Genomic DNA, 25,825 nt, shown 5'->3' with positions numbered 1-25,825 from the left:
TCGCGGCGCCGGCAGGCGCCGCCGTGGTTCGAGCGGCGCAGCATACCCTTCGCGGCCGTGAACTGCTTCGACGGCGCCCGGGTGCACGTCGCCGAGTCGGTCACCGACGCGCTGGACCTCGACCCCGGGGCCGGTGGTCCCGCGACGCGCGGGAGCGCGAGTCGGCCAACAAGGTGCTGATCACCATGGTCGATCACGCGGCGGCGAGGGCGCCCGCTGACCGCGCACCCGCCGCCACGTGAAAGGCCGCCCGAAGGGCCCGGCCCGCTCCTCCCTTTCACCCCGACCGCGGAGTCACCTGGCTGCTCTCGCTCGCCGTGTTCCCCTGGTCGTCGGTGACCGTCAGCGTGACGGTGTACGTGCCGGCTGCCGGGTACACGTGGGAGACGGTCAGTCCGGAGCCTGTCGTCCCGTCGCCGAAGTCCCAGGCGTACGCGGTGATCGTCGCGTCGCCTGCGATGGAGTCCGTCGCGTCGTAGTCGCAGTCGAGTGCGAACACGCACAGGTAGGAGAACCGGGCCTGCAGATCGGTGTTGCCTCCGGCTGATGCCTGTACCTGGGCGGTCTTGGTTCCGGTTACGCCCTGGTCGTCCGTCACGGTCAGTCTGACCGTGTAGGTGCCCGCCTGCGGGTAGGAGTGCGAGGCGGAGACGCCGGAGCCTGTCGTCCCGTCGCCGAAGTCCCACGCGTAGGAGTCGATGTCGCCGTCGGGGTCCTTCGACGCCGACGCGTTGAAACCGCAGAAGAGGGCCGTGCAGGAGGGGGAGAAGGACGCGGCCGGTGCGGCGTCGGTCGTGCCGATCGTGAGGCTCCTGCTGGCCGACGCCGTCAGGCCGTTGCTTGCCGTGACCACTACCGTGACCGTGTATGTGCCCGCCGTGAAGGCGTGCGACGGCTCCTCCCCGGTGTCACTGGCACCGTCCCCGAAGGTCCACGCAAAGCCGGTCACCGACGTGCCGTCGGCCGCCTGTGATTCCGACGCGTCGAAGGTGCAGGTGAGTGTCGCGTTGAGGCAGGAGGTCCGGAAGGTGGCCGTCGGCGGTGCGTCGAACGACTCGGTCTGCTCGGTCGAACCGGACGCCCCCCTGTTGTCGGTCACCCGCAGCGCCACGATGTAGGTGCCCCCGGTGCCGTACGTGTGCGAACTGGTCGCCCCGGAGCCGCTGCTGCCGTCGCCGAAGCTCCAGTCGTAGCCCGTTATCGATCCATGGGTGGAATCGGACGCCGACGCGTCGAAACGGCAGGTGCGGGTGGCGGCGACGCACGTGGCGGTGAAGCGCGCGGTCACTCCGCTCGCGGACTGCGGTGTCACCGGTGCCGAGGCCGCAGACGGCGGCCCGCTGCCGACGGCATTGGTCGCGGTCACGGTGAAGGTGTACGCCTGACCGTTGGTGAGTCCGGGGACAGTCGCGGTCGTGCTGGTCCCGTCGACCTCCACCGAGCTGCCGGACGGTGCGGGGGTGACGCGGTATCCGGTGAGGGTGGCGCCGCCGTCGGCGGGCGCCGTCCAGCTCACGGTGGCCTGTGCGTCTCCGGCCGTCGCGGACACGGCGCCGGGCGCGGCCGGCACCTTGGGCGCGGCGAAATACCCGTAGGTGTCGATCCACACGCTGACCGCGACGCTGCTCGTGTTGACGATGACGATCTTGCCGTCGGCCCCCACCTTCACCGGGACGTACTGGGCGTAGTAGTCGGTCGCCAGGTAGTCGATCGATCCGCCCGCGGGCGGGCCGGTCTGCCCCGAGGGGTAGACGCGCAGGCTGCCGGTGCCGGTGCTCTTCGTCGTGAAGTTCAGCCCCACGGCGCTGACGCCCGCGGTGGGTACGCCGCCCTTGCCCAGCGGTGCGACGGTCAGCGATCCGTTGGCGGCGATGCTCGCGGCCGACAGGGTCCGTACCGGCGTGAGCGGGACGGCGGCCGACCCCGCTGCCGCCGTCCCGGGGGCGGCGAAGTAGCCGGCGACGTCCACGTAGACGTTGACGGCCGCGGTGCCGGAGTTGTAGATCTTCAGCTTTCCGTCGGAACCGAGCTCCCCGAAGACCATGTTGGAGATGAACTCGTTCGCCCGGTAGTCCAGCACGGTGTCCGTGGGCAGCGCGCTGCCGCTGGGGTACGCGGTCAGCTTCCCGTCCGCGGTGCCCTTGGCGATCAGCGAGAAAGCGACGGCGGTCACCCCGGACGCCGGGATGCCGCCGAGCCCCTGCGGAGCCAGGGTGTAGGTCCCGCCCGCGGGGACGCTCACCTTCGACACGATGCGGGCGGTGCCCAGGGGCACGTAGGTCGAGCCCGGCGTCGCGGAGGCCTGGGACGTGACGTAGCCGTATATGTCGGCGAAGACGTATGCCGAGACCGCACCGGTGTTCGCGACCTTGATGTACCCATCGGTGCCTGGCTGGACCACCAGGAGTCCCTGGTTGTAGACCCCGCTCTGGTAGGGCACTCCTGTCACCGCCGGCTGGGTACCGTCCGACGGGTAGGCGATCAGCCCTCCCGAACCGGCGTTCCCGCCGACAGCGAAGTTCACGGCCACGGCCCTCACGCCAGTGGCCGGGATTCCGCCGACCCCGGTGACCTTCACCGAGAGGGTGGACTTGGCCGGCAGCAGGAACTCGTCCTGGGCACGGTAGCGGACGGGGTAATACTGCCCGGGTGCCGCCTGCAGCGCCGCGACGGCGTTCGCCTGACGGCCGTTCGCCGCGGCGCCCGGCGCGGTCGCCGCGGACGCCAACGGGCGGGCCGCGGCAGCCGCGGCCACGGGCGAGCCGAACAGCACCGACACGAAGCACAGCAGCAGGGCGCCGATTCCCACCCCGCGGACCGACCGCCGGGTCCTACCCACGCCGGGCCCCCGACCGACGCGAGATCGACGGCGTTGGCCCCCATGGCGGCGTTGTCGTGCTCATCCCGTACAACTGCGCCGCTTTCGTGGGCCAGTCATTGCTGCCGATCAGGCAAAATTCGACGATGTGGTCAGGGTCGCCCGTGTCGCCGTGGATGCCGAACTTGTACTGTACCTGTACATTCTTCGACCAGCCGCTGGTGGCGCCGAGCGAGATCCCGCCCACAGAGACGCCGCCGGCGAACTTCACGTTGCGGCCGCCCCACTTCTTGACGCCGTCGCCGTACTTGTAGCAAGCGCCTTCCCACGCGCACGGCAGCCGGCCCGAGCACGCGTCGACACCCGTAGGCAACTGCCAGATGTTCCCGGTCCACCCGGTGGGGACGATCTGGTAGAAAAATCCAAGAGTTCCGTAGATCACCAACTGGTACTCGAAGTTCTCGCCGATCTTCACGTAGGAGGCCGCCGGGTTCATTTCGCCCCCGTCGATCACCACAGGGTTTACTTCGTACCCCGTCGAGGTGCCCATGTGCGCCGAGCCGGAGATCGAAAAGGTCTTCCCCGCGTCGTATGAGATCCCGATGTCGAAGTCGGTGTCCTGCGTCTCCGAGTAGGTGAACGCGGCGCTGGAGTTGCGGGGCACCTCCACCCGGGCCACGGGCGTCGCGACATTGGGGTACTCGGTGATCGGGACACCGGACAGAGCCATGGTGTCGCCGGTCGAGGGCTCGGCGGCTGCGGCACGCCGGGCGACGGAGAGTTGCCGCGCAGCATCGGTTCCCGGGGCGGGTTGCGTGATCCGGTTGCTCGCCTGCAGCAGCAGAGAGCTCTCCGCAGCCGCGGTTCCGGAGCGCGACACCCAGCCGTCGGGTTTCTGCTGGCGGGAGAAGTACTGGACCCCGACCCGGCCGTCGTCCACTGTCAACGCCATCAGGTTGCTCCAGCCGTCGTTGGCCGCGGCGGCCGCGGTCACGTTCGCCGCTTTCGACGGGTCCAGGGAGATCGTGAAGCCGCCCTTCGCGTCGGCCTTGGTGTGCGCGAGGGACGTGGTGCCGACGCCGGAGGTCACGTCGAAGAGGTAGACGTCGGCGCCCGAGGCGGGGGAGCCCGCCGCGTCCAGGCTGACCCCGGTGAGGACCGTGTCAGCTGTCAACCGTGCCGCGGACGCAGCGGACGCCGTGACGGCCGGCAGTTGTGCGGCAGCGGCGAGCATGGCCGTGACGAGCACGGCCGTCGGGCGGAGAGCCCGTAAACGCATATCCTTCCCCTTTCAAGGGAAACGGCGGGCTGTGGCGACCGGCGCAAGGGCAGCCGAACGGTGAACTCGCCTGCATGTCGAGAGTGCTGGGCTTCGCCGCGATTCCGCCTGACCCATCGCATTAAGCCCGGTCAGGGAAATCACGCAGTCTCAGCATCAACGGCCATGGGGACTCCGGCGACCTGATTCTGTCTGGCCAGAATCAGGAACATTCCGGCAAGATCGGACCGGCTGCTCGCGATAGGCAGGGGGACGATCACGGTGTACCGCATCCACTTCACGATCGAGGACTTGGCCAGGACCCGTGTGTCCGCGGCACCCATGCCGCTGGCCGAACTGACCCTGGCGGCACGGGTGCTGCAGGACCGCAGCCGGCCGGCGCTGCTGGACTCCTGGCGGCGCCGCGTCCGGCTGGGCCTGACGGCCCCGCAGCGGGCGCTCCTGTCACTGATACCGCCTGTCGGCTGGTCTCCGACCTTTCTCAGTCCGGCACGGACCGGGCCGCTGGAAGAACTCATGGAGCACGTGAGGGCGACACCGCGCCGCAAGATCCAGGCGGACCTGGCGGCGGTCGCCGAGCATCAGCCCGTGCCGACATGGACCCGGCACCTTGCGGACGACGAGCGCCTGCGCAGGCAGATGTACGACGCGCTCGAATGCCTCTACGGCACTCTCCTGCGACCTTACTGGGAGCATCTGGCGGTTCAGTTCGCGGACGACCGGGCCCTGCGAACTCGCCTGTTAACCGCAGGAGGCATCGAAGGCGTCTTCACCCACGCCAATCCGCGGTGGATGCGCTGGAACCCGCCCGTGCTGGAGGTCCGGATGAAGAACCGCACTGACTACGACCTCCGCCTCCAGGGGCAGGGCGTCCTTCTCGTGCCGTCGGTGTGGTGGACGCGCACCATCGTCGACAACGACACTCAGCCGCAACCTATCGTCAGTTATCCGGTCGGCGGTGACCGCCTGAGCCGGCTGACGTCACTCGCGCCCGTCTCCGGCCGCCCCGGATCCACCGGAGCCGTGACGAAACTGCTCGGCCGCACCCGGGCCGCGGTGCTCGGCGCCATCGCCGACCACCCCGGCTGCACCACCAGGCAACTAGCCGTTCTCGCGCACGTCGCCGAATCCGGGGCCAGCGAGCACGCCGCCGTCCTACGCGAGGCAGGGCTGATTTCCACCCTGCGGCACCGCAACACCGCACACCACAGCCCCACCCCCCTCGGCCTGGCCCTCCTCAACAACCGGCCGGTAGCACGGGAGTGGGCCCGCGACGGCATCTGACACGGCCCGCAACGCCGGTACTCGCGTGCTTGCACCGCCTCGCGCATCGCCGGCTGGGTGTCCTCCTGCCAGTGCGCCCTGACCGCCTCCACTTACTAGTGCCGCATCAGGCAACGTTCGCCCCGTCCTTGCAGCGGGAAATCGAGCTGCTGTGGCTGGGGTTGCCGCGTAGCCTGCACGGTTGTGGACAGGGATCGCAGTGCTCGGCAGCTTCGGCTGATCGGCGAGACGGTGGAGATCGCGAAGTCCCTCGGTGTGGAGGTGTGGCTCCGCGGGGGCTGGGCCATGGACTTCTTCATCGGCGAGGTCACGCGCGACCATGTGGACATTGGCTGGTTCGCCTGGGCGGATGACGCCTCCGATCTGACCGACGGCCTGCTGCGTTCCGGCTATGACCCGCTGCCCGGACCGGCGAGCCGTGGATCAGGGTCTCCCCACGCGGCAAGCGGGAGGAGCCCGAGAGCCTGGTGGCCATCAAGGGCGAGATCGAGCGGCGCTGGGGCACCATCGACCGCTGGACATCCTGAAATACGCCGGCTCGACACGGACTTCATCGCCGAGTTCACCTCGGTCGTTAGCAGAGAGATGCTGTCGAAGGATGTGCTGGGGCGCCGGCTGCTGCTGGTCCTGTTCGGGGTGGGCACGAACATGGGGATCAAGCGGATCGCGGTGACGGGCGAGCAAGGCGAGTCGGAGGCGACGCTGCGGCGGGTGCGGCACCTCTTCGTCAACCGCGCCACCATGCGCGGCCTTGCGCAAGCTGGTGAACACCACCTTCGCCGTCCGCGATGAGATGTGGTGGGGCACGGGCAACGCGTGCGCCTCCGACAGCCGCAAGTTCGGCGCCTGGTCCTCCAACCTGATGACCGAGTGGCCAGCGCTACCGGGGCCCCGGCGTGGTGATCTACTGGCATCTCGAGCGGAAGTCCGTCTGCATCTACTCCCAGCTGAAGTCATGTTCGGCCTCCGAGGTCGCCTCGATGATCGAGGGCGTGCTGCGGCACTGCACCGACATGGTCGTTGACCGGCAGTACACCGACACGCACGGTGCCTCCATCGTTGGGTTTGCCTTCGCGCACATGCTCGACTTCAAGCTGATGCCGAGGCTGAAAAACATCGGCTCGGCGAAGCTGTACCGGTCCGCGGCCGGGGAGGACGACCAGTGGCCGAACCTGGGCCCGGTGCTCTCCACCAAGACGATCGACTGGGACCTGATTGCCCAGCAGTACGACCAGATCGTGAAGTACACCACCGCCCTGCGCCTGGGTACCGCCGAGGCCGAGCAGGTCCTGCGTCGGTTTACCCGGGGAGGGCCGAAACACCCGACGTACCGGGCGATCGAGGAGCTGGGCCGGGCGGTGAGGACCTCGTTCGTCTGCGACTACCTGGCCGACGTCGCGATGCGGCAGGAGATCCACGAGGGGTTGCAGGTGGTGGAGAACTGGAACTCAGCGAACAAGGACCTCTTCTACGGCAAGGACGGCGACCTGGCCGGTGCGGACAAGGAGTCCCAGGAGATCAGTATGCTCGCGCTGCACCTGCTCCAGTCGGCGCTGGTGCACGTCAACACGCTGCTGATGCAGGAGATTCTGGCCGATCCGAAGTGGGCGGACAAGCTCACCGACGCGGACTGCCGGGCGCTTTCGCCGCTGTTCTGGACTCATGTGAATCCGTACGGCCGGTTCGAGCTGGACATGAACAGCCGTCTCGATCTGGACCTGTCCATCCGTGAGATGGTGCCCGGCCCGCGCACTCCGCAGGGGGAGGCAGCAAGCTCCACGGCTCCGGGTCTGGCCGAAGCCGTGGTGCTTGCTCAACCGGGCAGGGTGACGAGCCCCATCTCGTAGGCGGTGATCACGAGCTGGACCCGGTCCCGGGCGCCCAGTTTGGTGAGCAGGCGTGACACGTGCGACTTGGCGGTGGCCACCGTGATGAAGAGGTCCTCCGCGATCTCGGCGTTCGTCCGGCCGCGCCCGATGAGGGTCAGGACTTCCCGTTCCCGCTCGGTGATGCCCGCGACCGGCCGCGGGGAGCGCCGCGGGGGGTGCCCGACGAAGTCGGCGATCAGTCGGCGCGTGACCCCCGGCGCGATCAGTGCATCGCCGACGGCGACGACGCGGATCGCCGCGAGGATGTCGTTCAGCGCCATGTCCTTGACCACGAAGCCGCTCGCTCCGGCCCGTAGCGCACCGTAGACGTAGTCGTCCTCGTCGAACGTGGTCAGGACGAGGACGCGCGTCGCGGTCGGGCCGGCGGTGATCAGGCGGGTTGCCTCGATCCCGTCCATGCCGGGCATCCGGATGTCCATCACCACGACGTCGGGGCCAACGTCCCTGACCAGTTGGACCGCCTCGGTGCCGGTTGCGGCTTCGCCGACGACCTCCAGGTCGGGGTGATCGGCCATGACCAGGCGCAGGCCGGACCGCACCAGTGGCTGGTCGTCGGCGAGTACGACGCGTACGGGACCGGTGGTCATCGGGCCTCCACCGAGACTTTGACGGGGTCGGGCAGAGGCAGCCGGGCCGTCACCCGGAAACCGCCCTCGGGGCGCGGCCCGGCGCTGAGGTCGCCGTACAACAGGACGACCCGCTCCCGCATGCCCACGAGACCGAAGCCGTGGGCCAAACTGTTCTCGGTAGCACCGCGCCCATCGTCGACGACCTCCACGGACAGCTCCTCGTCCCCGTAGTCGATGAGCACCCGACAGCGTCCGGTGCCCGCGTGGCGGATCACGTTAGTCAGCGCCTCCTGAACGATACGGAAGGCGGACAGGTCGATGTCGGCCGGCAGGGGGCGCTCTTCCCCACTGCGGCGCACATCCACCTGTACCCCCGCGTCGGCCGTGGCCGCCGTAAGCCGGTCGATGTCCGCCAGACCCGGCGAGGGCGCGAGGGCTGTCTGGTTCCCCGAGGCCGCCGCGCCCGGGTCTGCCTGACGGAGTGCTACCACTGTGCGTCGAAGGCCCGACAGGGTCTCCCTGCTGGTGACCTCGATGGCCCGCAATGCCTCACCGGCCTCCGTGGGCCGGGTCCGGATGACCTGGCTCGCCGCCCCGGCCTGGATGGCGATGATGCCGATGCTGTGCGCGACCATGTCGTGCAATTCCCGTGCGATCCGCAGCCGTTCGGCGATCACGGCCTCGGCCACCTCCTGTGAACGCAGCGCCACCGTGTGCTCGCGGCGCTCGCGGCTCAATAGTCCACCCGTGCAGGCCGCGGCCATCGCCAGGAGGGCGATCACGACGTTGACGGTCAGGTTGTCCCCGTGCGAGAAGCCGCTGATGACCAGGAGCTGGACGGTGAGGGATCCGGCCACGGCGACGATCGAAGCTCGCCGCGTGCAGGTGGCGACGATGAGGCCCAGGACGAGGTCCACCGCCAGATACGACAGGAACTGGCCTTGATACGCAGCCGACAGGCTCGCCCGGGCGGCGCCCGGGGGGCCCACCACTACGGCGGTGGACCCGAAGAGCGCTATAGATAGAGCCAGATGCGGCGTGCGTCGCAGCACACCGGCAAGCAGACTCGCCGCAAGCAGTGCCCCGAAACCGTGGACCGTGCCCGAAGCCCGCGGCGCACCTCCCACGAGTAGACCCACCGCGAGGAGATATAGGGCACCTCCCACCCAGGCCATGGTCTTCGTTCTCGTCATCGCTGGTGTGGCCTCTCAAGAGGGAGACCGCAGTGTGCGACGCGCACGGGCAACGGGGTGGTCGGTATGGCGTCCATCCCGCGAGAGTATCCAGCTGCCGCCCCTGTGGGATCTGCCCGCGGACGTACGCCCACGGGCGAAGGCGGCCGCGCGATTGCCACCCACGGCCCCATGACCGGACGGGGCCCTCCCGGGAGGGTGGTCCCTGTGATCGAAATCAACGAACTCACCAAGCGCTACGGCGACAAGACCGCCGTCGACCAGCTGTCCTTCACCGTGCGACCGGGCCAGGTCACCGGATTCCTAGGTCCCAATGGAGCAGGCAAGACCACCACCCTGCGGATGATCCTCGGCCTGGACGCGCCCACCGGCGGCGCATCCACCGTCAGCGGCGTCCCCTTCCGCAGCCACCCGCGCGGACTGCGCCACGTCGGCGCACTTCTCGACGCCGGCCAGGTCCACGGCGGACGCACCGCCGCGGCCCACCTGTCCGCCCTGGCCCACAGCAACGGGATCTCCCCACGCCGGGTCGACGAGGTGCTGCACGAGGTGGGCCTGGCCGACGCCGCGCCCCGCCGCATCGGCGGCTTCTCGCTCGGCATGAAGCAGCGGCTCGGGATCGCCACCGCGCTGCTCGGTGACCCGCCGGTGCTGATGTTCGACGAACCGGTCAATGGCATGGACCCGGAGGGCGTGCTCTGGATGCGCCGCCTCTTCCGGCGCCTCGCGGCCGAGGGCCGCACGGTCTTCCTCTCCAGCCACCTCATGTCGGAGATGGAAAACACCGCCGACCAGCTCGTCGTCATCGGCCGGGGCCGACTCATCGCCGCCGAGTCAGTCCGGGACTTCGCGGCACGCAGCACCCGCCTCGGCGTCCTGGTGGGCACGCGGCAGGCCGCCGAGCTGACGGCGGTACTGACCACCGCAGGCGCCTCGGTCGAGCCGGAGGGCTCACCAGGCACCGAGAAGCTAACCGTGACCGGGCTGTCGGCGGACCGGATCGGAGCACTCGCCTTCGAGAACCGGATCCAGCTCAGCGAACTGACCACCCGGACCGCCTCACTGGAGGAGGCCTTCATGGAACTCACCACCGACAGCGTCGAATACCAGGCAGGACAGCCGCGATGACCGCAGCCACCTCCGTCCGCACGGCCACCTCGTCCGCACCCGTCGCCGAGCCGCCCGCCCGCTTCCGCGACCTGCTCACCTCCGAGTGGATCAAGATGCGGTCCCTGCGCTCGACCCCGTGGACGCTCGCGCTCACCGCCCTGTTCGTCATCGGATCCGCCGCCGTAGCGGCACTGGCGGAAATCAACAACCTCCGGACGATGAGCCCGGCCGCGAGGGCCAATCAGGGCTTCAATGTGTTCGTCGCGTTCCCCGCGGCCGGTTACATGACGCTGATGCTCGTCGCCGGCAGCGTCGGTGCCCTCAGCGTCGTGAGCGAGTACAGCAGCGGCCTGATCCGCACCACCACCGTGGCCGTCCCCGCCCGCGGAGCGGTGGTGCTGGCCAAGGCGGTCGTCACCGCTGCGCTCTGGACCGCAGTCGGCACGGTCATCTCCACGGGTTGCTTCCTGATCTCCCAAGCCATCCTGAACGGACAGCAGGCAGGGGTTCCGCTCACCCATCCCGGAGTGCTCCGGGCGCTGATGGCGTCCGCCCTGCTGGCCCCGGTCTGCGCACTGACCGGCCTCGGCTTCGGGACTCTGATCAGGCACAGCGCCACCACCATGGTCACCAGCGCCTTCACCCTGGTGCTGCTGCCGCCGATCTTCTCGCAGAGCGCCCGTTGGTCCGCCGCCATAAGCCACGCTATGCCGGTCACGGCATGGAAGCGCCTGGTCCAGAACTGGGCCCCGGATCCCCATTCGCTCGCCTACAGCGCCACTGTCCCCGGCTCGTGGGCCGTGTACGCGCTCTGGCCACTGATCGCGGTTGTACTCGCTGTGGTCGTCGTCCGGCACCGCGACGTGTGAACGTGCCTCCGAGACGCGCATATCGCGCCCCGGAAACACAGGGGCAAGGCCCTGCAACCTCGATGAACGTCTCTCATAACGACCCTTTCTCAGAGCAAGATCAAGAACAGTCGACGGAAGCGGTCCGGGTCGCGGATTCACTGAGCCTTTTCCAACCTGCCCTGCCGGTCTGGTAGTTGGCGTGACAGACGAGTGAAGCCCCTGGTAGACGGGTTCACGACCAAGATCACCCGCGCTGCCAGAGGCTTCACGTGTTTGTCTATCCGTCCGGGCTGGACCTGTCCAGCCCGCATCTTCGCTTCCTCACCGCCCGTCTGCGCGAGCGTCGCCGTGCGATCGGCAGCCGGTGGCCCTGATTGAGCGCCGGCCGACAGGCGCTGCTCGCCCTCGCCCACTTGCGCATGGGACACACCTACGCCCAGCTGGCAGCCGGGTTCGGCATCGGCACGACGACGGCGTATCGGTACATCACCGAAGTCGTCGACCTCCTGGCCGCCCTGGCACCCACGCTCGAACAAGCCGTCCGCCAAGCGTCAGCGAAGGCGTTCGTCTTGCTCGACGGCACTGTCCTGCCCATCGACCGGATCGCTGCCGACCGACCGTTCTACTCGGGCAAACACAAGAAGCACGGCATGAACGTCCAAGTCCTCGCCGACCCGGCCGGACGTCTTCTCTGGGCCTCCCCCGCCCTGCCCGGAGCCGTCCATGACATCCGCGCCGCACGCGAACACGGCATCCTCGACGCCCTGACCTCAGCAAAGATCCACTGCTGGGCCGACAAGGGCTACCAGGGCGCCGGACCTGCTGTCCGCGTGCCGTACCGAGGCCGATGGGAGACCCTCTCCGAGGGCCAGCAGGCCGTGAACCGCTCACAGGCCAAGATCAGGGGGGAACTTCATTCGGGAACTGCCCGCGAGTCCCGACGGCCCTGCGTTATGAGGGCGTTGAGGGACTCAGCTCGTTCGTCGAACAGATGACGGTGCGATGGTCCGCTCGGAGACCTCACCCCGGAGCCGCTGAGAGATCACGGTTCGACCCGGGTCGGATACTCCGCGAGTAACCGGCCCCGGCCGGGGTCGGCATCAGCTGATGAGGCGATGCCGACCCGCGCCCAGCTGTCCGAAGGCTCTGTCTGGCCGGCTTGTCAGTCCTTGCGCTTCAAGACGTCCTTGACGGCGTCCTTGGCCTTCTCGCCCGCCTCGCGCACATCACCCTTGGCCTGGTCGCCGCGCCCCTCGGCCTCCAGGCTCTCGTTGCCGACCGCGCTGCCGACTGCCTCCTTGGCCTTGCCCTTGGCCTGCTCGGTCTTGGCTTTGGCCTTGTCGCTGCCGCTCATAAGGACTCCTCGGTTTTCGGCCTCGCCAACCGCCGTGTCAGCCACGGAAAAGCAGGAGAAACGGCGTCGGTGAAGCAGCTTTGGTGCCAAGTGCCGGAAGGCTTCCGGCGGAGGTTGAGACGCTGCACGTTTTCCGGAAACCTCCCGGCAGGAGACTCCTGTCCCTGAATTTACCAGGCATTCCCGATCGCACCGAAGATATGCGGTACAGCGGTGCGGGCGGTGGCCCACCCGCTCGGGGTGGGCCACCGCCCGCACTGCCTACCTGCCGTTCTACCAGCGGTACCAGCGGTTCCTGCCGCCGCTTGAGTGCGTGCCCCGCATGACGAAGCCGAGCGCCCACACGATGATGACGACCACAGCGATCCACCACAGTAGATGCAGCGCGAAACCCCCGCCGAACAAGAGGAGCGCGAGCAGAAGAACTATGAGCAACGGTCCCATGATTATCTACCTCCGACAGGCCGTATTCCCCGACCTGAACCTGTCATGCATCACGTAAAAGCGGGTGTGGCGCATCGTCAGGGTGCGGAAGGCCTGTGGAGAAACCCCGTTCGCCCGGTGCGACGGCGAACGGCGGGGGGCCGCAGCCAATTCGAGCGGCTGCGTCAATGGGCAACCACTACGGTCGTGTTCGGCGCGGGCACCGGGCCGGGGTCCGGTATCGGCGACGGCACGGGAGCGGGGCTGGGAGCGGGAGTCGGCGGCGGCACCGGGGTGGGACTGGGAAGCGGGGTAGGACTGGGGATCGGCTCTGGAACGGGAAGGGGTGTGGGAGCCGGTCGTGGGGCCGGGCCGGGTGTGGGTTCCATGCCCGCCCAACGCATCCCGGGTGCCAGCCGTTCCGTGGGCCCCACGAGTTCGGATCTTCTCCGGCGATGGCACCGCGCGCCAGTATGGGGGAAGACGACGGGCCGGAAGTAGATCACGCCCGACGTGCGTGGTCTGCCCACCGCAGGCAGGCTGGGGTCATGGACGCACGAGTGGTGGTCGATCCTCAGGGCCGGGACGGCGGTCGCCGGGTCCGTGTGGATGCCGAAACTCTCGGCATCGCGTACCGCCCAGAAGACGTGCTGGAATTCCTGCGGCGATCCGGTCTCGAAGACGTTGACCAGATCGACCTTGCGAACACGCCTCTGATCGATTGGCATGGCGGCGGCCCTGCGGCGTGGGACTGAGTGGGGCTCGCGCATCGGGGTGTCCAGGCGAAGGAGACGGCCGATGCCGACGCGAGTGCGGACTGATCCTCCGCCGAAAACTTCGCCACCCGCAGGCGACCCCTGCGCACACTGGCTGCGATCCCGCCTCGCCCTTCCTCTGCAGGGGTCCACTAGGGCGTGTTTCGAAAGTGGCTGCTGCTGTGTCAGCATCTGCGAGCGTCCGATGCACAGCAGTACGGAAGGTGGTGTCGGGGTGGTCTCACGTGCTGTGGTCAGTTCGGGGATGATCAGGGACTTGCAGGAGAGGGCGGCACAGGCCCTTCCCGCTGAGTACATCGAGCACGCGGACGGCTGGTGGCTGCGGCACGCCCCCAGTAGCTCCTGGTGGATCGGAACGGTGCTGCCGCACGGTGATGCCCGACCAGACGAGTTGCTGCGCCGGGTGGTCAGGGCCGAGGAGTTCTATGCGGCACGCGGTGAAGTCGCGCGGTTCCAGGTCACTCCGGGTGTGTGCCCGCCAGGGCTCGACGCGGTACTGACAGAGCGCGGCTACCGTGCGGAGAGCCCGGTGTCGTTGCAGGTGGCCCAATCCCCGCAGATCGACGGTCCGTCGTCGACGCAGCCATGCCAGGTCAGCGTGGACGATCACCCGACGGGCGCCTGGTTCGACGTCTGGCACGCCGTGAACGGAGGCGATCTGCAGGCCGCGTGGGACGTGCTCGCACGCCTGGAGCGGCCATGCGGCTACGCCAGTGTGACGTTCGGGAATGAGGTCGTCGCGGTTGGCCGCGCGGTCGTCGACGACGGCTGGGCCGGGCTGTTCGGCATGGCGACGTTGCCCCAGGCACGCGGCAGGGGCGCAGGTCGTCACGTGCTCGCAGCGCTGGCCCGCTGGGCGGAGGCCCGCCAGGCCGACCACATGTATCTCCAGGTGGAGCGCGACAACGTTCCCGCTCTTCGGCTGTACGAGACAGCGGGCTTCACCGAAGCCTGCGCCTACCACTACCGCACGGCACCCTGAGCTCCAGCCGACTGCTCACAGCCACTCTTCGATTGCGGCGACCAGCACGATGGACTCGTAGCGAACCGCAAGCTTGTCGTACCTCGTGGCCACTGCGCGGTTGCGCTTGAGGCGATTGATCCCGCACTCGACCGCGTGGCGCTGCTTGTAGTCGTGCTTGTCGAACTTGGGCGGGCGGCCACCTCGGGAGCCGAGCTTCTCGCGGTTCCGGATCTGGTCCGCCTTCTCCGGAATGGTGCACTTCACGCCGCGTCGGCGCAGGTAGGCGCGGTTCGCGCGAGAACCGTACGCCCTGTCTGCGCGAACCCTGTCCGGCTTCGTGCGAGGCCGGCCGGGCCCGGTCCGCAGTACCCGGATAGCGTCGAGGACCGGCTGGAACTGGGGACTGTCGTGCCGCTGACCGGCCGTGACGAGCAGGGACAGCGGCTTCTGTCCCTGCTCGACCGCCAGATGCAGCTTCGTGGTCAGCCCGCCACGCGAGCGGCCGAGGCCGTGGTCGTCGGGCTCGGTTCGACGCCTCCGGGAGGCTCCTTCTGGAGATCCCCCCCTTTTACGGGCCCCGGCGGCGTGCTGGTGGGCACGGGCGATGGTCGAATCGACGCTCACGTCCCACGTGATCAGGCCTTTCGCATCGGCCTCGGCCTGCAGCTGCTCGAAGATCCGTTTCCAGCTGCCGTCGCGCTGCCAGCGCCGGAACAGGTCGTAGGCCCGGTCCCACGGCCCGTAACGCTCGGGCAGGTCACGCCAGGGTGCCCCGGTCCGGGTCCGCCACCGTATGCCGTCTATCAGCTGCCGGCGCGTCCAGGTCCACGGGCGGCCTGGCTTCTTGCCTACCGGCAGCAACGGCTCCAGCCGCTCCCACTGGCCGTTCGTCAGATCGCCACGTCCCACGGGCTTTGATCATCTACGATCTTGATCCACTTTCACAACAGACCCTAGGCGACCAGCGTGGTCTCGCCGACCCCTTCGCCTGGCCTGCCTTTGCCACCGTCCGGGTGCTGCCGCTCCAGGCCGAGCAACCGCAGCAGGCGGCCGTCACTACTCGGTACGCGTTCCCCAGACGCAGCACCCTGACCGGGTAGCGCCCCTGCCTGGCAAGTGCGTAGCCGGTCGACCGCCCGATCATGAGGGCCCGGTTGGCAGTGTCCAGGTCGATGGCCGCCGGCAGACCGAGAAGCTCTTCGCCCGTCAACCCTCGCACCTCACCGCGCGAGTTGAGTGCTTTCACGATGACCCTCCTGGTGCTCGCAGTGCCCTGTGCACGGAGAAGGTGTATCACAGAGTTGCAGATGCACTTTTACCGATACTAGAGTGCAACAATGACACCAGAGCAGTGGCCGACAACCTTCACCGCCCGCGTGGTCCAGGCGATGCGCGAGGCCCGGCAGGCCGCCGGCCTCACCATGAGCGACCTCGCCCAGGGCTGCACCGACCGCGGGTACCCCGAGATCAAAGAGCAGACCATCAAGAACCTGGAGGTCGGGCGCCGGGCCAACATCACGATCGCCGACCTCGTCGTCTTGGCCGACGTCCTCGGCGTCCCGCCCGTCGCCCTCCTCTTCCCTCTCGGTACCGAAGCGTCCGTCGAGGTCCTGCCGGGGCGAGAGGTCTCCACCTGGGACGCCCTCGCCTGGTTCACCGGCGAAACCCCCACCAACCAGCCAGCCCCCCAGGGCACCGCCCGCGACCTGCTCGACCTCTTCCGCAACCATGGCGACCTCGTGGCCGCTGCCACCGCCTCCAGCACTCTGGCCAAGGAGCGTCGGCGCGAGGCCAGTACCACCCTGGACCGAGCCCGCAGAGCCGCCCTCCTAGAACGCGCAGCCGGATACGAGGAACACGCCTTCGAAGACAGCGCGGATCTGCGCGCCTTCCGTAACCGGATGCGGGAGCGAAACCTCGTACCCCCCACACTCCCTGACGACCTCGCCTTCGTCGACCAGCCCGACGCGGAAGTCTGATCCGCCGACGAAGCAACGGCGGCGAACAAGCAGTTCACCGAGTAAGGACACAGATGTGAAAGGCTCGACATTCCGGCGGTGCGCCTGCCGTGACCCCGAGACCGGCAAGCAGTACGGCTTGTCATGCCCGAAGCTCTCGCAGCGCCGTCACGGCACCTGGACCGTGCGACAGGAGCTTCCCGCCCGGGAGGACGGCAGCAGGCGGACCTTCCGCCGAAGCGGTTACGAATCCGCGAAGGCGGCTCAGGACGACCTCGACAAGATACGAGCCCTTCTCGCCATCCCCGAGGCCGACGACGACGAGGGACGGCTCAGGATCGCGGAGCTGCTGGAGGTCACGTCCAAGGAGAAGTCGCCACTACCGCGCCTGGAGGACACGCGCCGGAAACTGCACGCCGGCCAGTCACTCACCACGCACCTGACCGTCGGCGAGTGGCTGGACATCTGGCTCGCCACGAAGAAGACCCGCACCACGACGACGAACGGATACCGTTCCCACATCGAGGTGCACCTCAAGCCGCGCCTGGGACGCATCCGTCTGGACAAGCTGACGAGCGGCCACGTCCAGGCGATGTTCGACATGATCGTCGACGACAACGAGGTCGTCCTCGCGGAGAACATGGCACGGCGGGAGCAAGCTGCACGCTCCAAGCCGGGGAGGCCCGGCGCTCCCAACACCGCCGAACGCCGCCGGCTGGCCGCCGAACGAGCCAGGCTCGCCGAGATGAGACCCTTCCGCCGCGTCACCGGCGCCGCCACCCGCCAGCGCATCCGATCGACCCTGCGCGCAGCGCTGAACCTCGCGGTCACCCGACGCCTCATCAGCTACAACCCCGCGGCAGGGGGAATCGAACTGGCCTCAGGGAAACGGCCTAAGGCAGTGCTGTGGACGCCCGAGCGCGTCCGGCGCTGGGAAGCCACCGGCGAGAGGCCGTCGCCGGTCATGGTGTGGACGCCGGAGCTTTTGGGCCGCTTCCTGGACAAGGCCGAGGGCGACAGGCTATACGCGCTGTTCCACCTCGTGGCCTTTCGCGGTCTCCGGCGCGGCGAGGCCGTCGGCCAGGACTGGGCCGACATCGACCTGGAACACGGCGAGCTGACCGTGACCAAGACGATCGTCCAGGACGGCTGGACGCCCTACGAATCCCTACCGAAGACGGACGGCAGCGCGGCGACCATCCACCTGGACAGTCTCACCGTGGCAGCTCTCCGCGCTCACCGCCTCCGGCAGGCCCAGGAACGCCAGGCATGGGGCGAGGGCTGGCAGGAGACCGGCAATGCCTTCACGACCGAAGACGGGGGCTGGCTCCACCCAGAGAAGGTGTCCGACGCCTTCCGGCGCATCGCCATGACCGCCGGTCTTCCACCGATCAGCTTCCGGGATCTCCGGCATCTGGCTGCCACCCTGATGCACGCCAGCGGCGCGGACACGCACACGATCAAGGAGACGCTTCGGCACGCCTCGATCCAGCTGACTTCCGACACATACACAAGCCTGCTGCCCGAGCTGGACCGCGAGGTGGCCGAGAAGGCCGCCCTGCTCGTCCCACGCGCCGCCGGTAAGACGATCTCGCGAACCTCCGGGCTCACCTCGGGCTCACCAGCCTTCATGAAGGAAGGCCTCTTCCCCCTGGCCAAGCCCGCCACCGCAAAGGGTGCGCAGGTCAACCGGCATATGCCGGTGAGTGGCCATGGTGGGGCGGGTGGGACTCGAACCCACGACCGGCGGATTATGAGTCCGCTGCTCTAACCGGCTGAGCTACCGCCCCGTACGGCGTGGCGTGCGCGCCGTCTGCCGCAGCATAGCTGCTCATACGATCTGTCGCCCTCGTGGGTCACAGAAGCGCCATCAGGTGGACTCGCCGGGCGGGCGGATGGTTCCCGCAGGAATGAAAAAGGACCCCTACGGGGCCCTGATCCGGCGCTCCCCCGACTGGACTCGAACCAGTAACCTGCCGGTTAACAGCCGGCTGCTCTGCCAATTGAGCTACAGGGGACCGAGCTCCCCCGACTGGACTCGAACCAGTAACCTGCCGGTTAACAGCCGGCTGCTCTGCCAATTGAGCTACAGGGGATCGCTCTGCGTGCACCGAATGCACCCGCCGGGGTGGTCCCGGAAGGCGCGCTCTCCGTGCGACACATACATTAGCGCAAGTGGGGGGGTGCTCCGCCAACCGCTTGCCCCGGGGTTGTCAGCCGGGTGCGGAGGGTAGGCGCGGAGCGACGCGCGGTGCGACGGGATCCGGTGAGAAAGGGTGGAGCCATGCGCTACAAGCTGACGTTCATCGTGGGAGCCGCGTTCGGCTTCGTGGTCGGCGCACGGGCGGGTCGGGAGCGCTACGACCAGCTGCTCGCCGCCGCACAGCGCTTCGCGAAGAACCCCGCGGTGCGCAACGCCGCGGAGAGCGCCGCGCAGCAGAGCAGGACCGCGGCGGTGAAGGCCGCCGACACCGTGTCGGCGAAGGTCGGACCGCGCCTGCCGGACGCGCTGGCCGAGAAGGTGCGGTCGATGCGCAACGGCAACGGGCCTGACGACGAGTGGGGTACGTCCAACACCTGAGCGCGGGCGGCTCGAACACCTGCCGCAGCTGACGCCGAACCGTGAGGCGCGGCGGGTGCCGGGTACGGCATCATCGGCCGTATGGGCAAAGTGGCCGGTATAGACAGCTCCACCGCGGGTACCACCGTCGTCGTATGCGATTCCGACACCGGTGAGGTCCTGCGGCAGGGGTACGCACCCCACGAGGTGCCGGACGGCGAGAAGCCGACCGAGATCGACCCGCAGGAATGGCTGCTGTCGCTGGGCGAGGCGGCGAAGGGCGGGGTGCTCGAAGGTGTGCAGGCGATCGGGATCTCCGGGCAGCAGCACGGGCTGCTCGCGCTGGACGCGGGCGGTGTGACCGTACGCCCGGCGCTGCTGCGCGGGGACAAGCGGGCGCAGGTGCAGGCCGCGGACCTGACGCAGGAGCTGGGCGGGCCGGCCGGCTGGGCGGAGGCGGTGGGCGCCCAGCCGCAGGCGGCGTATCCGGTGGCGAAGCTGCGCTGGCTGGCGCAGCACGAGCCGGCCGCGGCCAAGCGCATCGCGGAGGTGCTGCTCCCGCACGACTGGCTGGTGTGGCAGCTGCTCGGCCAGCCGACCCGCCGCACCACCGACCGCGGCGACGCGTCCGGCACCGGCTACTGGTCGGCGGCCACCGGCGACTACCGCGAGGACCTGATCGAGCTGGCCCTGGGCCACCAGGTGGCGCTGCCCGACGTGCTGGCCCCCGCCGAGCCCGCGGGCCAGACGCCCGAGGGCCTGCTCATCTCGGCCGGCACCGGCGACAACATGGCCGCCGCCCTGGGCCTCGGGCTCGGCCCGGGCGACGCGGTGGTCTCGCTCGGCGCGGCCGGCACCGTCTTCGCGGTGCACCACGAGGCGCTGAAGGACCCGACGGCCACGGTCACCGCCTTCGCCGACGCGACCGGCCGCCACCTGCCGGTGGTGCAGGTGCGCAACGCCGTACGCACCCTGCGCGCCACCGCCGAGCTGCTGGGCACCGACCTGGCGGGGCTCTCCGAGCTGGCGCTGCAGTCGACGCCGGGGGCGTACGGGCTGGTGCTGCTGCCGTATCTGGAGGGCGAGCGGACCCCGGACCTGCCGCACACCGCGGGCACCCTGTCCGGGCTGCGGCGGGACTCGATGAAGCGGGAGCACCTGGCGCGGGCGGCCTTCGAGGGCATGCTGTGCGGCCTCGCCGACGCGCTGGACGTGCTGCGCATCAAGGGCGTCGAGGTGCACCGGGTCTTCCTGCTCGGCGCCGCGGCCGAACTGCCCGCGGTGCAGGCGCTGGCCCCCGCGCTGTTCGGCACCCTGGTCGTGGTGCCGCCGCCGGCGGAGTACGCGGCGATCGGTGCGGCCCGGCAGGCCGCCTGGTCGCTGGGCGCGGTGCTCGGCTCCCAGTCGCAGAGCGAGCCCCCGCACTGGTCGCGGCCGGGAGCCCTGCTGCTCGACCCGGCTGACGGCGCGCCGGCCGAGGGCGCGGAGCACGGCGGCGGGCCGGGCGGCCCCGACGGCACGGGCAACGGCGGGGGCGGTACGGCGGTCGGCTCGGCGGTGCGCCAGCAGTACACCGCGGTACGCGAGCAGACCCACCCGGGAGCTTTTGCCTCGCTTTAATCACGTGCGGCACGGCGATGCCTGAGGATAGTGTTGCCCGCCGACGGGGGGCCGCGCCGGCCCGGCGCCCGGGCGGTGCCGCTGGACATGCCGCTGGACATGGCGCCGGACGTACAGGCCGACGTACCGGGCCGGACGGATCAACCCCGGGCGGTGCGCCTGCGTCCTAGCGGTTAAAAAGGGTTCTGTCCTTAGCGTCCCCTACCGCCGTACGACCGCTCCGCCGTGCCCGAGCCGACCGACCCCGAGGTAGTCAGTGTGCTGATCCGTCTCCTGCGCTCCCACCTGGGACCGTACAAGCGCCCCATCAGCGCGCTGGTCGCGCTGCAGCTCGTCCAGACCATCGCGGCCCTCTTCCTGCCCACCCTCAACGCCGACATCATCGACAACGGCGTGGTCAAGGGTGACTCCGGCTACATCCTGGGCATGGGCGCCACCATGATCGGCGTCACCGTCGTGCAGGTGGTGTGCGCGATCGGCGCCGTCTATTACGGCGCCCGCACCGCCATGGCCGTCGGCCGGGACATACGCCGGTCGGTCTTCGACCGGGTGCAGAGCTTCTCGGCGCGCGAGGTCGGTCAGTTCGGCGCGCCCTCGCTGATCACCCGGACCACCAACGACGTCCAGCAGGTCCAGATGCTGGTGCTGATGACGTTCACCATGATGGTCTCGGCGCCGATCATGTGCTTCGGCGGCATCGTCATGGCGCTCGGCCAGGACGTGCCGCTGTCGTCGCTGCTGCTGGCCGTGGTGCCGGTGCTCGCCGTCGCCGTCAGCCTGATCATCCGCCGGCTGCGCCCGCTGTTCCGCACCATGCAGAAGCGCGTCGACACCGTCAACCGGGTGCTGCGCGAGCAGATCACCGGTATCCGGGTGATCAGGGCCTTCGTCAAGGACGACTACGAGAAGCAGCGCTTCGGCAAGGCCAACGACGAGGTCACCGAGGTCTCGCTGGCCACCGGCCGGCTGCTGGCGCTGATGTTCCCCACCGTGATGGCGATCGTGAACATCTCCAGCGTGGCCGTGCTGTGGTTCGGCGCCCACCGGATCGACAGCGGCGGCATGCAGATCGGCGCGCTGACCGCCTTCCTGAGCTATCTGATGCAGATCCTGATGTCGGTGATGATGGCCACCTTCATGTTCATGATGGTGCCGCGCGCCGAGGTGTGCGCCGAGCGCATCGAGGAGGTGCTGAACACCGCCTCCAGCGTCGTTCCGCCCAGGGCGCCGATCACCACCCTGCGCCGGCACGGCGAGCTGGAGCTGTTCAACGTCGACTTCGCCTACCCCGGCGCCGAGGCCGCGGTGCTGCGGGGCGTGGACCTGATGGCCAGGCCGGGTGAGACCACCGCGGTGATCGGCTCCACCGGCAGCGGCAAGTCCACCCTGCTCGGGCTGATCCCGCGGCTGTACGACGCCACCGGCGGCCGGGTGCTGGTCGACGGCGAGGACGTGGCGGAGCTCGACCCGGCGCTGCTGGCCAGAACGGTCGGGCTGGTGCCGCAGAAGCCGTATCTCTTCTCCGGCACGGTGGCCTCCAACCTGCGCTACGGCAAACCGGACGCGACCGACGACGAGCTGTGGCACGCGCTGGAGGTGGCGCAGGCCAGGGATTTCGTGGAGCGGCTCGAGGGTGGCCTGGACGCCCCGATCGCGCAGGGCGGCAGCAATGTCTCCGGCGGGCAGCGGCAGCGGCTCGCCATCGCGCGGGCGCTGGTGCGGCGCCCGGAGATCTACCTCTTCGACGACTCCTTCTCCGCGCTGGACTACGCCACGGACGCGGCGCTGCGGCGCGCGCTGGCGGCGGAGACCGCGCAGGCGACGGTGGTGATCGTGGCCCAGCGGGTGTCCACCATCCGCGAGGCCGACCGGATCGTCGTCCTGGACGAGGGCCGGGTCGTCGGCACCGGCACGCACGCCGAGCTGATGGCCGGCAACGAGACCTACCGGGAGATCGTGTTGTCCCAGCTGACCGAGCAGGAGGCCGCGGCATGAGCGACCCCGAAGGCAAGGCCGGCGCTCCCGGCGGTCCCGGCGACCCTCTGAGCAAGGGCGGCCCGGCGGGCAACGGCGCCGCGCCGGGCGGCGGCCCCGGGCCCGGCGGCGGCAAGCCGCTGGCGGTCCCGCGCCGCGGCCCGGCCCCGATGGGCGGCCCCGGCCGCTTCATGAGCGGCGGCCCGATCGAGCGCTCGATGGACTTCAAGAACTCCTTCAAGCGGCTGATCGGCCTGATGCGCCCCGACCGCCTCCTGCTCTACGTCGTCCTCGCCGTCGGCACGGTCAGCGTCGCGCTCGCCGTCACCGGCCCGCGCATCCTCGGCCACGCCACCGACCTGATCTTCGCCGGGGTGATCGGCCGCCAGCTGTCGGGGACCACGAAGGACCAGGCGCTCGACTCGCTGCGGGCGCACGGCAAGGGCGGGGTGGCCGACATGCTGTCGGGCATCGACTTCACCCCCGGCAAGGGCATGGACTTCCACGCGATCGGCGGCGTCCTGCTGCTGGCGCTCGGGGTGTACGTGGTGGCGTCGCTCTTCAGCGTCGTCCAGATGCGGGTCGCGATCATCGTCATCAACCGGACGGTCTACCGGCTGCGCAGGGATGTCGAGGCGAAGCTGTCCCGACTGCCGCTGCGGTACTTCGACCAGCAGCCGCGCGGCGAGGTGCTCAGCCGCGCCACCAACGACATCGACAACATCGGCCAGACCATGCAGCAGACCATGGGCCAGCTGATCAACTCGCTGCTGACCATCGTCGGCGTGCTGGCGATGATGTTCTGGATCTCCTGGCTGCTGGCCCTGGTGGCCCTGATCACCGTGCCGGTGACGCTGCTGGTGGCCACCCGGGTCGGCAAGCGGGCGCAGCCGCAGTTCGTGCAGCAGTGGAAGACCACCGGCAAGCTGAACGCGCACATCGAGGAGATGTACACCGGCCACTCCCTGGTCAAGGTCTTCGGCCGCGCCGAGGAGTCCGCGGAGGCCTTCCGGCTGGAGAACGAGGCGCTCTACGACACCGGCTTCAAGGCGCAGTTCATCTCCGGCACCATCCAGCCGATGATGATGTTCATCGGCAACCTGAACTACGTCCTGGTCGCCGTCGTCGGCGGTCTGCGGGTCGCGTCGGGCGCGCTGTCCATCGGCGACGTGCAGGCCTTCGTGCAGTATTCGCGGCAGTTCAGCCAGCCGCTGACCCAGGTCGCGAGCATGGCGAATCTGATCCAGTCCGGGGTCGCCTCGGCGGAGCGGGTCTTCGAGCTCCTCGACGCCGAGGAGCAGTCGCAGGACCCGAAGGCCCCGGCCCGCCCCGCCGAGCTGACCGGGCGGGTGGCGCTGGAGGACGTCTCCTTCCGCTACGACCCGGACACCCCGCTGATCGACGGCCTGTCCCTGGCCGTGCAGCCCGGCCAGACGGTGGCCATCGTCGGCCCGACCGGCGCGGGCAAGACCACGCTGGTCAACCTGCTGATGCGCTTCTACGAGGTCTCCGGCGGCCGGATCACGCTGGACGGCACCGACGTCGCGGCGATGTCCCGGGAGGAGCTGCGCTCCTCGATCGGCATGGTGCTCCAGGACACCTGGCTCTTCGGCGGCACGATCGCCGAGAACATCGGCTACGGCACCGAGGACGCCACCCGCGAGGACATCGAGGCGGCCGCCAGGGCCGCGCACGCCGACCGCTTCATCCGCACCCTCCCCGACGGCTACGACACCGTCATCGACGACGAGGGCACCGGCGTGAGCGCGGGCGAGAAGCAGCTGATCACCATCGCCAGGGCCTTCCTGTCCGACCCGGTGATCCTGGTCCTCGACGAGGCGACCAGCTCGGTGGACACCCGCACCGAGGTCCTCATCCAGCGTGCCATGGCCCAACTCAGCCACGGCAGGACGAGCTTCGTGATCGCCCACCGGCTGTCCACGATCCGTGACGCCGACGTCATCCTGGTCATGGAGTCCGGCTCGATAGTCGAACAGGGCACCCACGACGAACTCCTCGCCTCGGGCGGCGCGTACGCCCGCCTCTACGCGGCCCAGTTCGCCCAGGCGGTGGCCGAGGTCGACTGACCCCCCTCACCGCGCCCCCCTGCGCCACACGGCCCCGGGCGGCCCCGGGCGGCCCCGGGCGGCCCACCGGATTATCGGGTGGACCTCTTCCGGAGGACTTCGTGGGGAGGGGGGCGCAGTATGGGGTGGGGTCGAGTGGATGGTGGGAGCAGCCATGGGCAGAAGGCGAGCACTGCGGGTAGGCGGCATAGGGGCCGCTGCGGTCGTAGGTGTGCTGGTCGCGGGCTGCTCGGGGGGCGGTGGCGGGGGCGGCGGTGCCTCCCCCAGCGCGACCAGCAGCAGCAGTAGCAGTAGTGGGGGCGGCGGGCCGAGGTCGTTCCTGACCGGGGAGGCGGGGGCCGCCGGGCATGTGCTGGCCGTCAAGATCGACAACGTGCCCGCGGCCCGGCCGCAGACCGGGCTCAATGATGCCGCGATCGTCTACGCCATAGAGGTCGAGGGCGGCCTGTCGCGGCTGATGGCGGTCTTCGACAGCAACCACCTGCCGCCGGTCGTCGGCCCGGTCCGCAGCGCGCGGCAGACGGACGTGCAGCTGCTCCAGGAGTACAACAAGCCGGCGCTCGCCTTCTCCGGCGCCCAGAGCCAGCTGCTGCCTGAGCTCAAGAAGAACGACGACCTCACCGCCGTGACCGGCACGAAGGACTTCTTCCGCAACCACGACCGCCCCGCCCCGCACAACGAATTCCTCCACCCGGCCAAGCCCGCGGACAAGGGCGGCACCGCCAAGGACATCGGCCTGCGGTTCGCCGACGCCACCCCGGCCGGCGGCGGCCCAGGCACCAGCGCCTCGGCGAAGATGCCCGCCGCCCGCTTCTCCTTCAGCTGGAACGGCTCCCAGTACCGCGTCGCCATGGACGGCAAGACCTCGCCCTGGACGGCGGACAACGTCATCGTCCAGCACGTGACCGTCAGGGAGTCCGACTTCCACAGCCGCACCGGCTTCGTCCCCTTCTCCCAGACCGTCGGCCACGGCTCCGCGCAGATCCTGCGCAACGGCCGCTCGTACGCCGCCACCTGGGACCGCCCGGCGGCCGGCGACGGGACGACGTACACCTTCGACGGCCGTACGCTGCCGCTCCATCCGGGCCGCACCTGGATCGTGCTGGAGCCCTGACC

At 69.5% G+C, this 25,825-nt stretch carries 18 protein-coding genes, 3 tRNA genes and 4 pseudogenes; 15 read left to right on the top strand and 10 right to left on the bottom strand.

From position 1 onward, the window contains the following. Positions 1 to 277: 277 nt before the first annotated feature. Together OG702_RS25500 and OG702_RS25495 are read right to left on the bottom strand one after the other, a co-directional pair. The gene (locus tag OG702_RS25500) at positions 278 to 2,809 is read right to left on the bottom strand and encodes a PKD domain-containing protein (protein WP_327291265.1); all 2,532 of its coding nucleotides are present in this window, start codon (positions 2,807 to 2,809) and stop codon (positions 278 to 280) included. A 22-nt stretch (positions 2,810 to 2,831) separates the two neighbouring features. After that, positions 2,832 to 4,097: a hypothetical protein gene (locus OG702_RS25495; RefSeq protein ID WP_327291264.1), complete on the bottom strand. Its 1,266-nt coding sequence runs from the start codon at positions 4,095 to 4,097 to the stop codon at positions 2,832 to 2,834. Positions 4,098 to 4,388: 291 nt separating this feature from the next. On the opposite strand from OG702_RS25495, the gene OG702_RS25490 reads away from it, so the two are divergent. From OG702_RS25490 to OG702_RS25480, 3 genes and pseudogenes are all read left to right on the top strand, one after another. Continuing rightward, positions 4,389 to 5,381, top strand: a complete 993-nt coding sequence (locus OG702_RS25490; protein ID WP_327291263.1) for a winged helix-turn-helix domain-containing protein — start codon at positions 4,389 to 4,391, stop codon at positions 5,379 to 5,381. A gap of 183 nt (positions 5,382 to 5,564) precedes the next feature. Further along, a pseudogene (locus OG702_RS25485) lies at positions 5,565 to 6,195 on the top strand (Tn3 family transposase); the annotation flags it as partial. 73 nt (positions 6,196 to 6,268) lie between these two features. Next, positions 6,269 to 7,228, top strand: a pseudogene (locus tag OG702_RS25480) (Tn3 family transposase); the annotation flags it as partial. Here OG702_RS25480 and OG702_RS25475 read toward each other — a convergent pair. Then, positions 7,195 to 7,857 carry a response regulator transcription factor gene (locus OG702_RS25475; RefSeq protein WP_327291261.1) on the bottom strand — a complete coding sequence of 221 codons (663 nt, stop codon included), beginning with the start codon at positions 7,855 to 7,857 and terminating at the stop codon, positions 7,195 to 7,197. The pseudogene OG702_RS25480 and the gene OG702_RS25475 overlap by 34 nt on opposite strands. After that, complete coding sequence (locus OG702_RS25470; protein WP_327291260.1) at positions 7,854 to 8,891, bottom strand: sensor histidine kinase; 1,038 nt, start codon at positions 8,889 to 8,891, stop codon at positions 7,854 to 7,856. The genes OG702_RS25475 and OG702_RS25470 overlap by 4 nt, the downstream gene beginning before the upstream one ends. 348 nt (positions 8,892 to 9,239) lie before the next feature. Here OG702_RS25470 and OG702_RS25465 point away from each other — a divergent pair, with 348 nt between their 5' ends. From OG702_RS25465 to OG702_RS25455, 3 genes and pseudogenes are all read left to right on the top strand, one after another. Then, positions 9,240 to 10,160 (top strand): ATP-binding cassette domain-containing protein, encoded by a 921-nt coding sequence (locus OG702_RS25465; RefSeq protein ID WP_327291259.1) that lies wholly within the window; start codon positions 9,240 to 9,242, stop codon positions 10,158 to 10,160. Further along, positions 10,157 to 11,011 carry an ABC transporter permease gene (locus OG702_RS25460; protein WP_327291258.1) on the top strand — a complete coding sequence of 285 codons (855 nt, stop codon included), beginning with the start codon at positions 10,157 to 10,159 and terminating at the stop codon, positions 11,009 to 11,011. The genes OG702_RS25465 and OG702_RS25460 overlap by 4 nt, the downstream gene beginning before the upstream one ends. 251 nt (positions 11,012 to 11,262) lie before the next feature. Then, positions 11,263 to 11,988, top strand: a pseudogene (locus OG702_RS25455) (transposase family protein). 167 nt (positions 11,989 to 12,155) lie between these two features. Here OG702_RS25455 and OG702_RS25450 read toward each other — a convergent pair. After that, complete coding sequence (locus tag OG702_RS25450) at positions 12,156 to 12,347, bottom strand: CsbD family protein (protein ID WP_327291257.1); 192 nt, start codon at positions 12,345 to 12,347, stop codon at positions 12,156 to 12,158. Between the two features lie 273 nt (positions 12,348 to 12,620). Continuing rightward, the gene (locus tag OG702_RS25445; protein ID WP_327291256.1) at positions 12,621 to 12,791 is read right to left on the bottom strand and encodes a hydrophobic protein; all 171 of its coding nucleotides are present in this window, start codon (positions 12,789 to 12,791) and stop codon (positions 12,621 to 12,623) included. Positions 12,792 to 13,318: 527 nt separating this feature from the next. Between OG702_RS25445 and OG702_RS25440 the strand changes: the two genes are divergently transcribed. Continuing rightward, entirely contained in the window at positions 13,319 to 13,525 is a 207-nt protein-coding gene (locus tag OG702_RS25440; RefSeq protein WP_327291255.1) for a hypothetical protein, read from the top strand. Between the two features lie 265 nt (positions 13,526 to 13,790). Next, a complete protein-coding gene (locus OG702_RS25435) occupies positions 13,791 to 14,528 on the top strand; it encodes a GNAT family N-acetyltransferase (protein ID WP_327291254.1) in 738 nt (245 codons plus the stop codon). Positions 14,529 to 14,543: 15 nt separating this feature from the next. Here OG702_RS25435 and OG702_RS25430 read toward each other — a convergent pair whose 3' ends face one another. Continuing rightward, on the bottom strand, positions 14,544 to 15,419 hold the full coding sequence (locus tag OG702_RS25430) for an IS5 family transposase (protein ID WP_327291253.1): 876 nt from the start codon (positions 15,417 to 15,419) through the stop codon (positions 14,544 to 14,546). Between the two features lie 428 nt (positions 15,420 to 15,847). Here OG702_RS25430 and OG702_RS25420 point away from each other — a divergent pair, with 428 nt between their 5' ends. Both OG702_RS25420 and OG702_RS25415 read left to right on the top strand, forming a co-directional pair. Next, the gene (locus OG702_RS25420; protein WP_327291252.1) at positions 15,848 to 16,489 is read left to right on the top strand and encodes a helix-turn-helix domain-containing protein; all 642 of its coding nucleotides are present in this window, start codon (positions 15,848 to 15,850) and stop codon (positions 16,487 to 16,489) included. Between the two features lie 55 nt (positions 16,490 to 16,544). Further along, positions 16,545 to 17,975: pseudogene (locus tag OG702_RS25415) on the top strand (site-specific integrase); the annotation flags it as partial. 206 nt (positions 17,976 to 18,181) lie between these two features. Here OG702_RS25415 and OG702_RS25410 read toward each other — a convergent pair. The 3 genes from OG702_RS25410 to OG702_RS25400 all read right to left on the bottom strand — a co-directional run bounded on the left by OG702_RS25410 (position 18,182) and on the right by OG702_RS25400 (position 18,564). After that, a tRNA-Ile gene (locus OG702_RS25410) sits at positions 18,182 to 18,258 on the bottom strand. A gap of 155 nt (positions 18,259 to 18,413) precedes the next feature. Next, positions 18,414 to 18,486, bottom strand: a tRNA-Asn gene (locus OG702_RS25405). Positions 18,487 to 18,491: 5 nt separating this feature from the next. Continuing rightward, a tRNA-Asn gene (locus OG702_RS25400) sits at positions 18,492 to 18,564 on the bottom strand. A 188-nt stretch (positions 18,565 to 18,752) separates the two neighbouring features. Between OG702_RS25400 and OG702_RS25395 the strand changes: the two genes are divergently transcribed. From OG702_RS25395 to OG702_RS25375, 5 genes are all read left to right on the top strand, one after another. Then, positions 18,753 to 19,049: a YtxH domain-containing protein gene (locus OG702_RS25395; RefSeq protein ID WP_327291251.1), complete on the top strand. Its 297-nt coding sequence runs from the start codon at positions 18,753 to 18,755 to the stop codon at positions 19,047 to 19,049. 81 nt (positions 19,050 to 19,130) lie between these two features. Then, on the top strand, positions 19,131 to 20,648 hold the full coding sequence (locus OG702_RS25390; RefSeq protein ID WP_327291250.1) for an FGGY family carbohydrate kinase: 1,518 nt from the start codon (positions 19,131 to 19,133) through the stop codon (positions 20,646 to 20,648). Between the two features lie 258 nt (positions 20,649 to 20,906). After that, positions 20,907 to 22,643 (top strand): ABC transporter ATP-binding protein, encoded by a 1,737-nt coding sequence (locus OG702_RS25385; protein WP_327291248.1) that lies wholly within the window; start codon positions 20,907 to 20,909, stop codon positions 22,641 to 22,643. A 149-nt stretch (positions 22,644 to 22,792) separates the two neighbouring features. Continuing rightward, a complete protein-coding gene (locus OG702_RS25380; protein ID WP_327293367.1) occupies positions 22,793 to 24,709 on the top strand; it encodes an ABC transporter ATP-binding protein in 1,917 nt (638 codons plus the stop codon). Between the two features lie 154 nt (positions 24,710 to 24,863). Next, a complete protein-coding gene (locus OG702_RS25375; RefSeq protein WP_327291247.1) occupies positions 24,864 to 25,823 on the top strand; it encodes a DUF3048 domain-containing protein in 960 nt (319 codons plus the stop codon). The last annotated feature ends 2 nt before the right edge of the window (positions 25,824 to 25,825 follow it).

Source organism: Streptomyces sp. NBC_01198, assembly GCF_036010485.1.
Lineage (GTDB): Bacteria > Actinomycetota > Actinomycetes > Streptomycetales > Streptomycetaceae > Actinacidiphila.
Note: the sequence above shows the minus strand (reverse complement) of the source record. Positions and strands in the feature narration are given on the sequence as shown.

Excerpts from the sequence above, each read along its gene's own strand:
- OG702_RS25495 (WP_327291264.1), bottom strand. The coding sequence starts at position 4,097 with ATGCGTTTACGGGCTCTCCGCCCGACGGCCGTGCTCGTCACGGCCATG.
- OG702_RS25475 (WP_327291261.1), bottom strand. The coding sequence starts at position 7,857 with ATGACCACCGGTCCCGTACGCGTCGTACTCGCCGACGACCAGCCACTG.
- OG702_RS25460 (WP_327291258.1), top strand. The coding sequence starts at position 10,157 with ATGACCGCAGCCACCTCCGTCCGCACGGCCACCTCGTCCGCACCCGTC.
- OG702_RS25450 (WP_327291257.1), bottom strand. The coding sequence starts at position 12,347 with ATGAGCGGCAGCGACAAGGCCAAAGCCAAGACCGAGCAGGCCAAGGGC.
- OG702_RS25445 (WP_327291256.1), bottom strand. The coding sequence starts at position 12,791 with ATGGGACCGTTGCTCATAGTTCTTCTGCTCGCGCTCCTCTTGTTCGGC.
- OG702_RS25440 (WP_327291255.1), top strand. The coding sequence starts at position 13,319 with ATGGACGCACGAGTGGTGGTCGATCCTCAGGGCCGGGACGGCGGTCGC.
- OG702_RS25435 (WP_327291254.1), top strand. The coding sequence starts at position 13,791 with ATGATCAGGGACTTGCAGGAGAGGGCGGCACAGGCCCTTCCCGCTGAG.
- OG702_RS25420 (WP_327291252.1), top strand. The coding sequence starts at position 15,848 with ATGACACCAGAGCAGTGGCCGACAACCTTCACCGCCCGCGTGGTCCAG.
- OG702_RS25395 (WP_327291251.1), top strand. The coding sequence starts at position 18,753 with ATGCGCTACAAGCTGACGTTCATCGTGGGAGCCGCGTTCGGCTTCGTG.
- OG702_RS25390 (WP_327291250.1), top strand. The coding sequence starts at position 19,131 with ATGGGCAAAGTGGCCGGTATAGACAGCTCCACCGCGGGTACCACCGTC.
- OG702_RS25380 (WP_327293367.1), top strand. The coding sequence starts at position 22,793 with ATGGGCGGCCCCGGCCGCTTCATGAGCGGCGGCCCGATCGAGCGCTCG.
- OG702_RS25375 (WP_327291247.1), top strand. The coding sequence starts at position 24,864 with ATGGGCAGAAGGCGAGCACTGCGGGTAGGCGGCATAGGGGCCGCTGCG.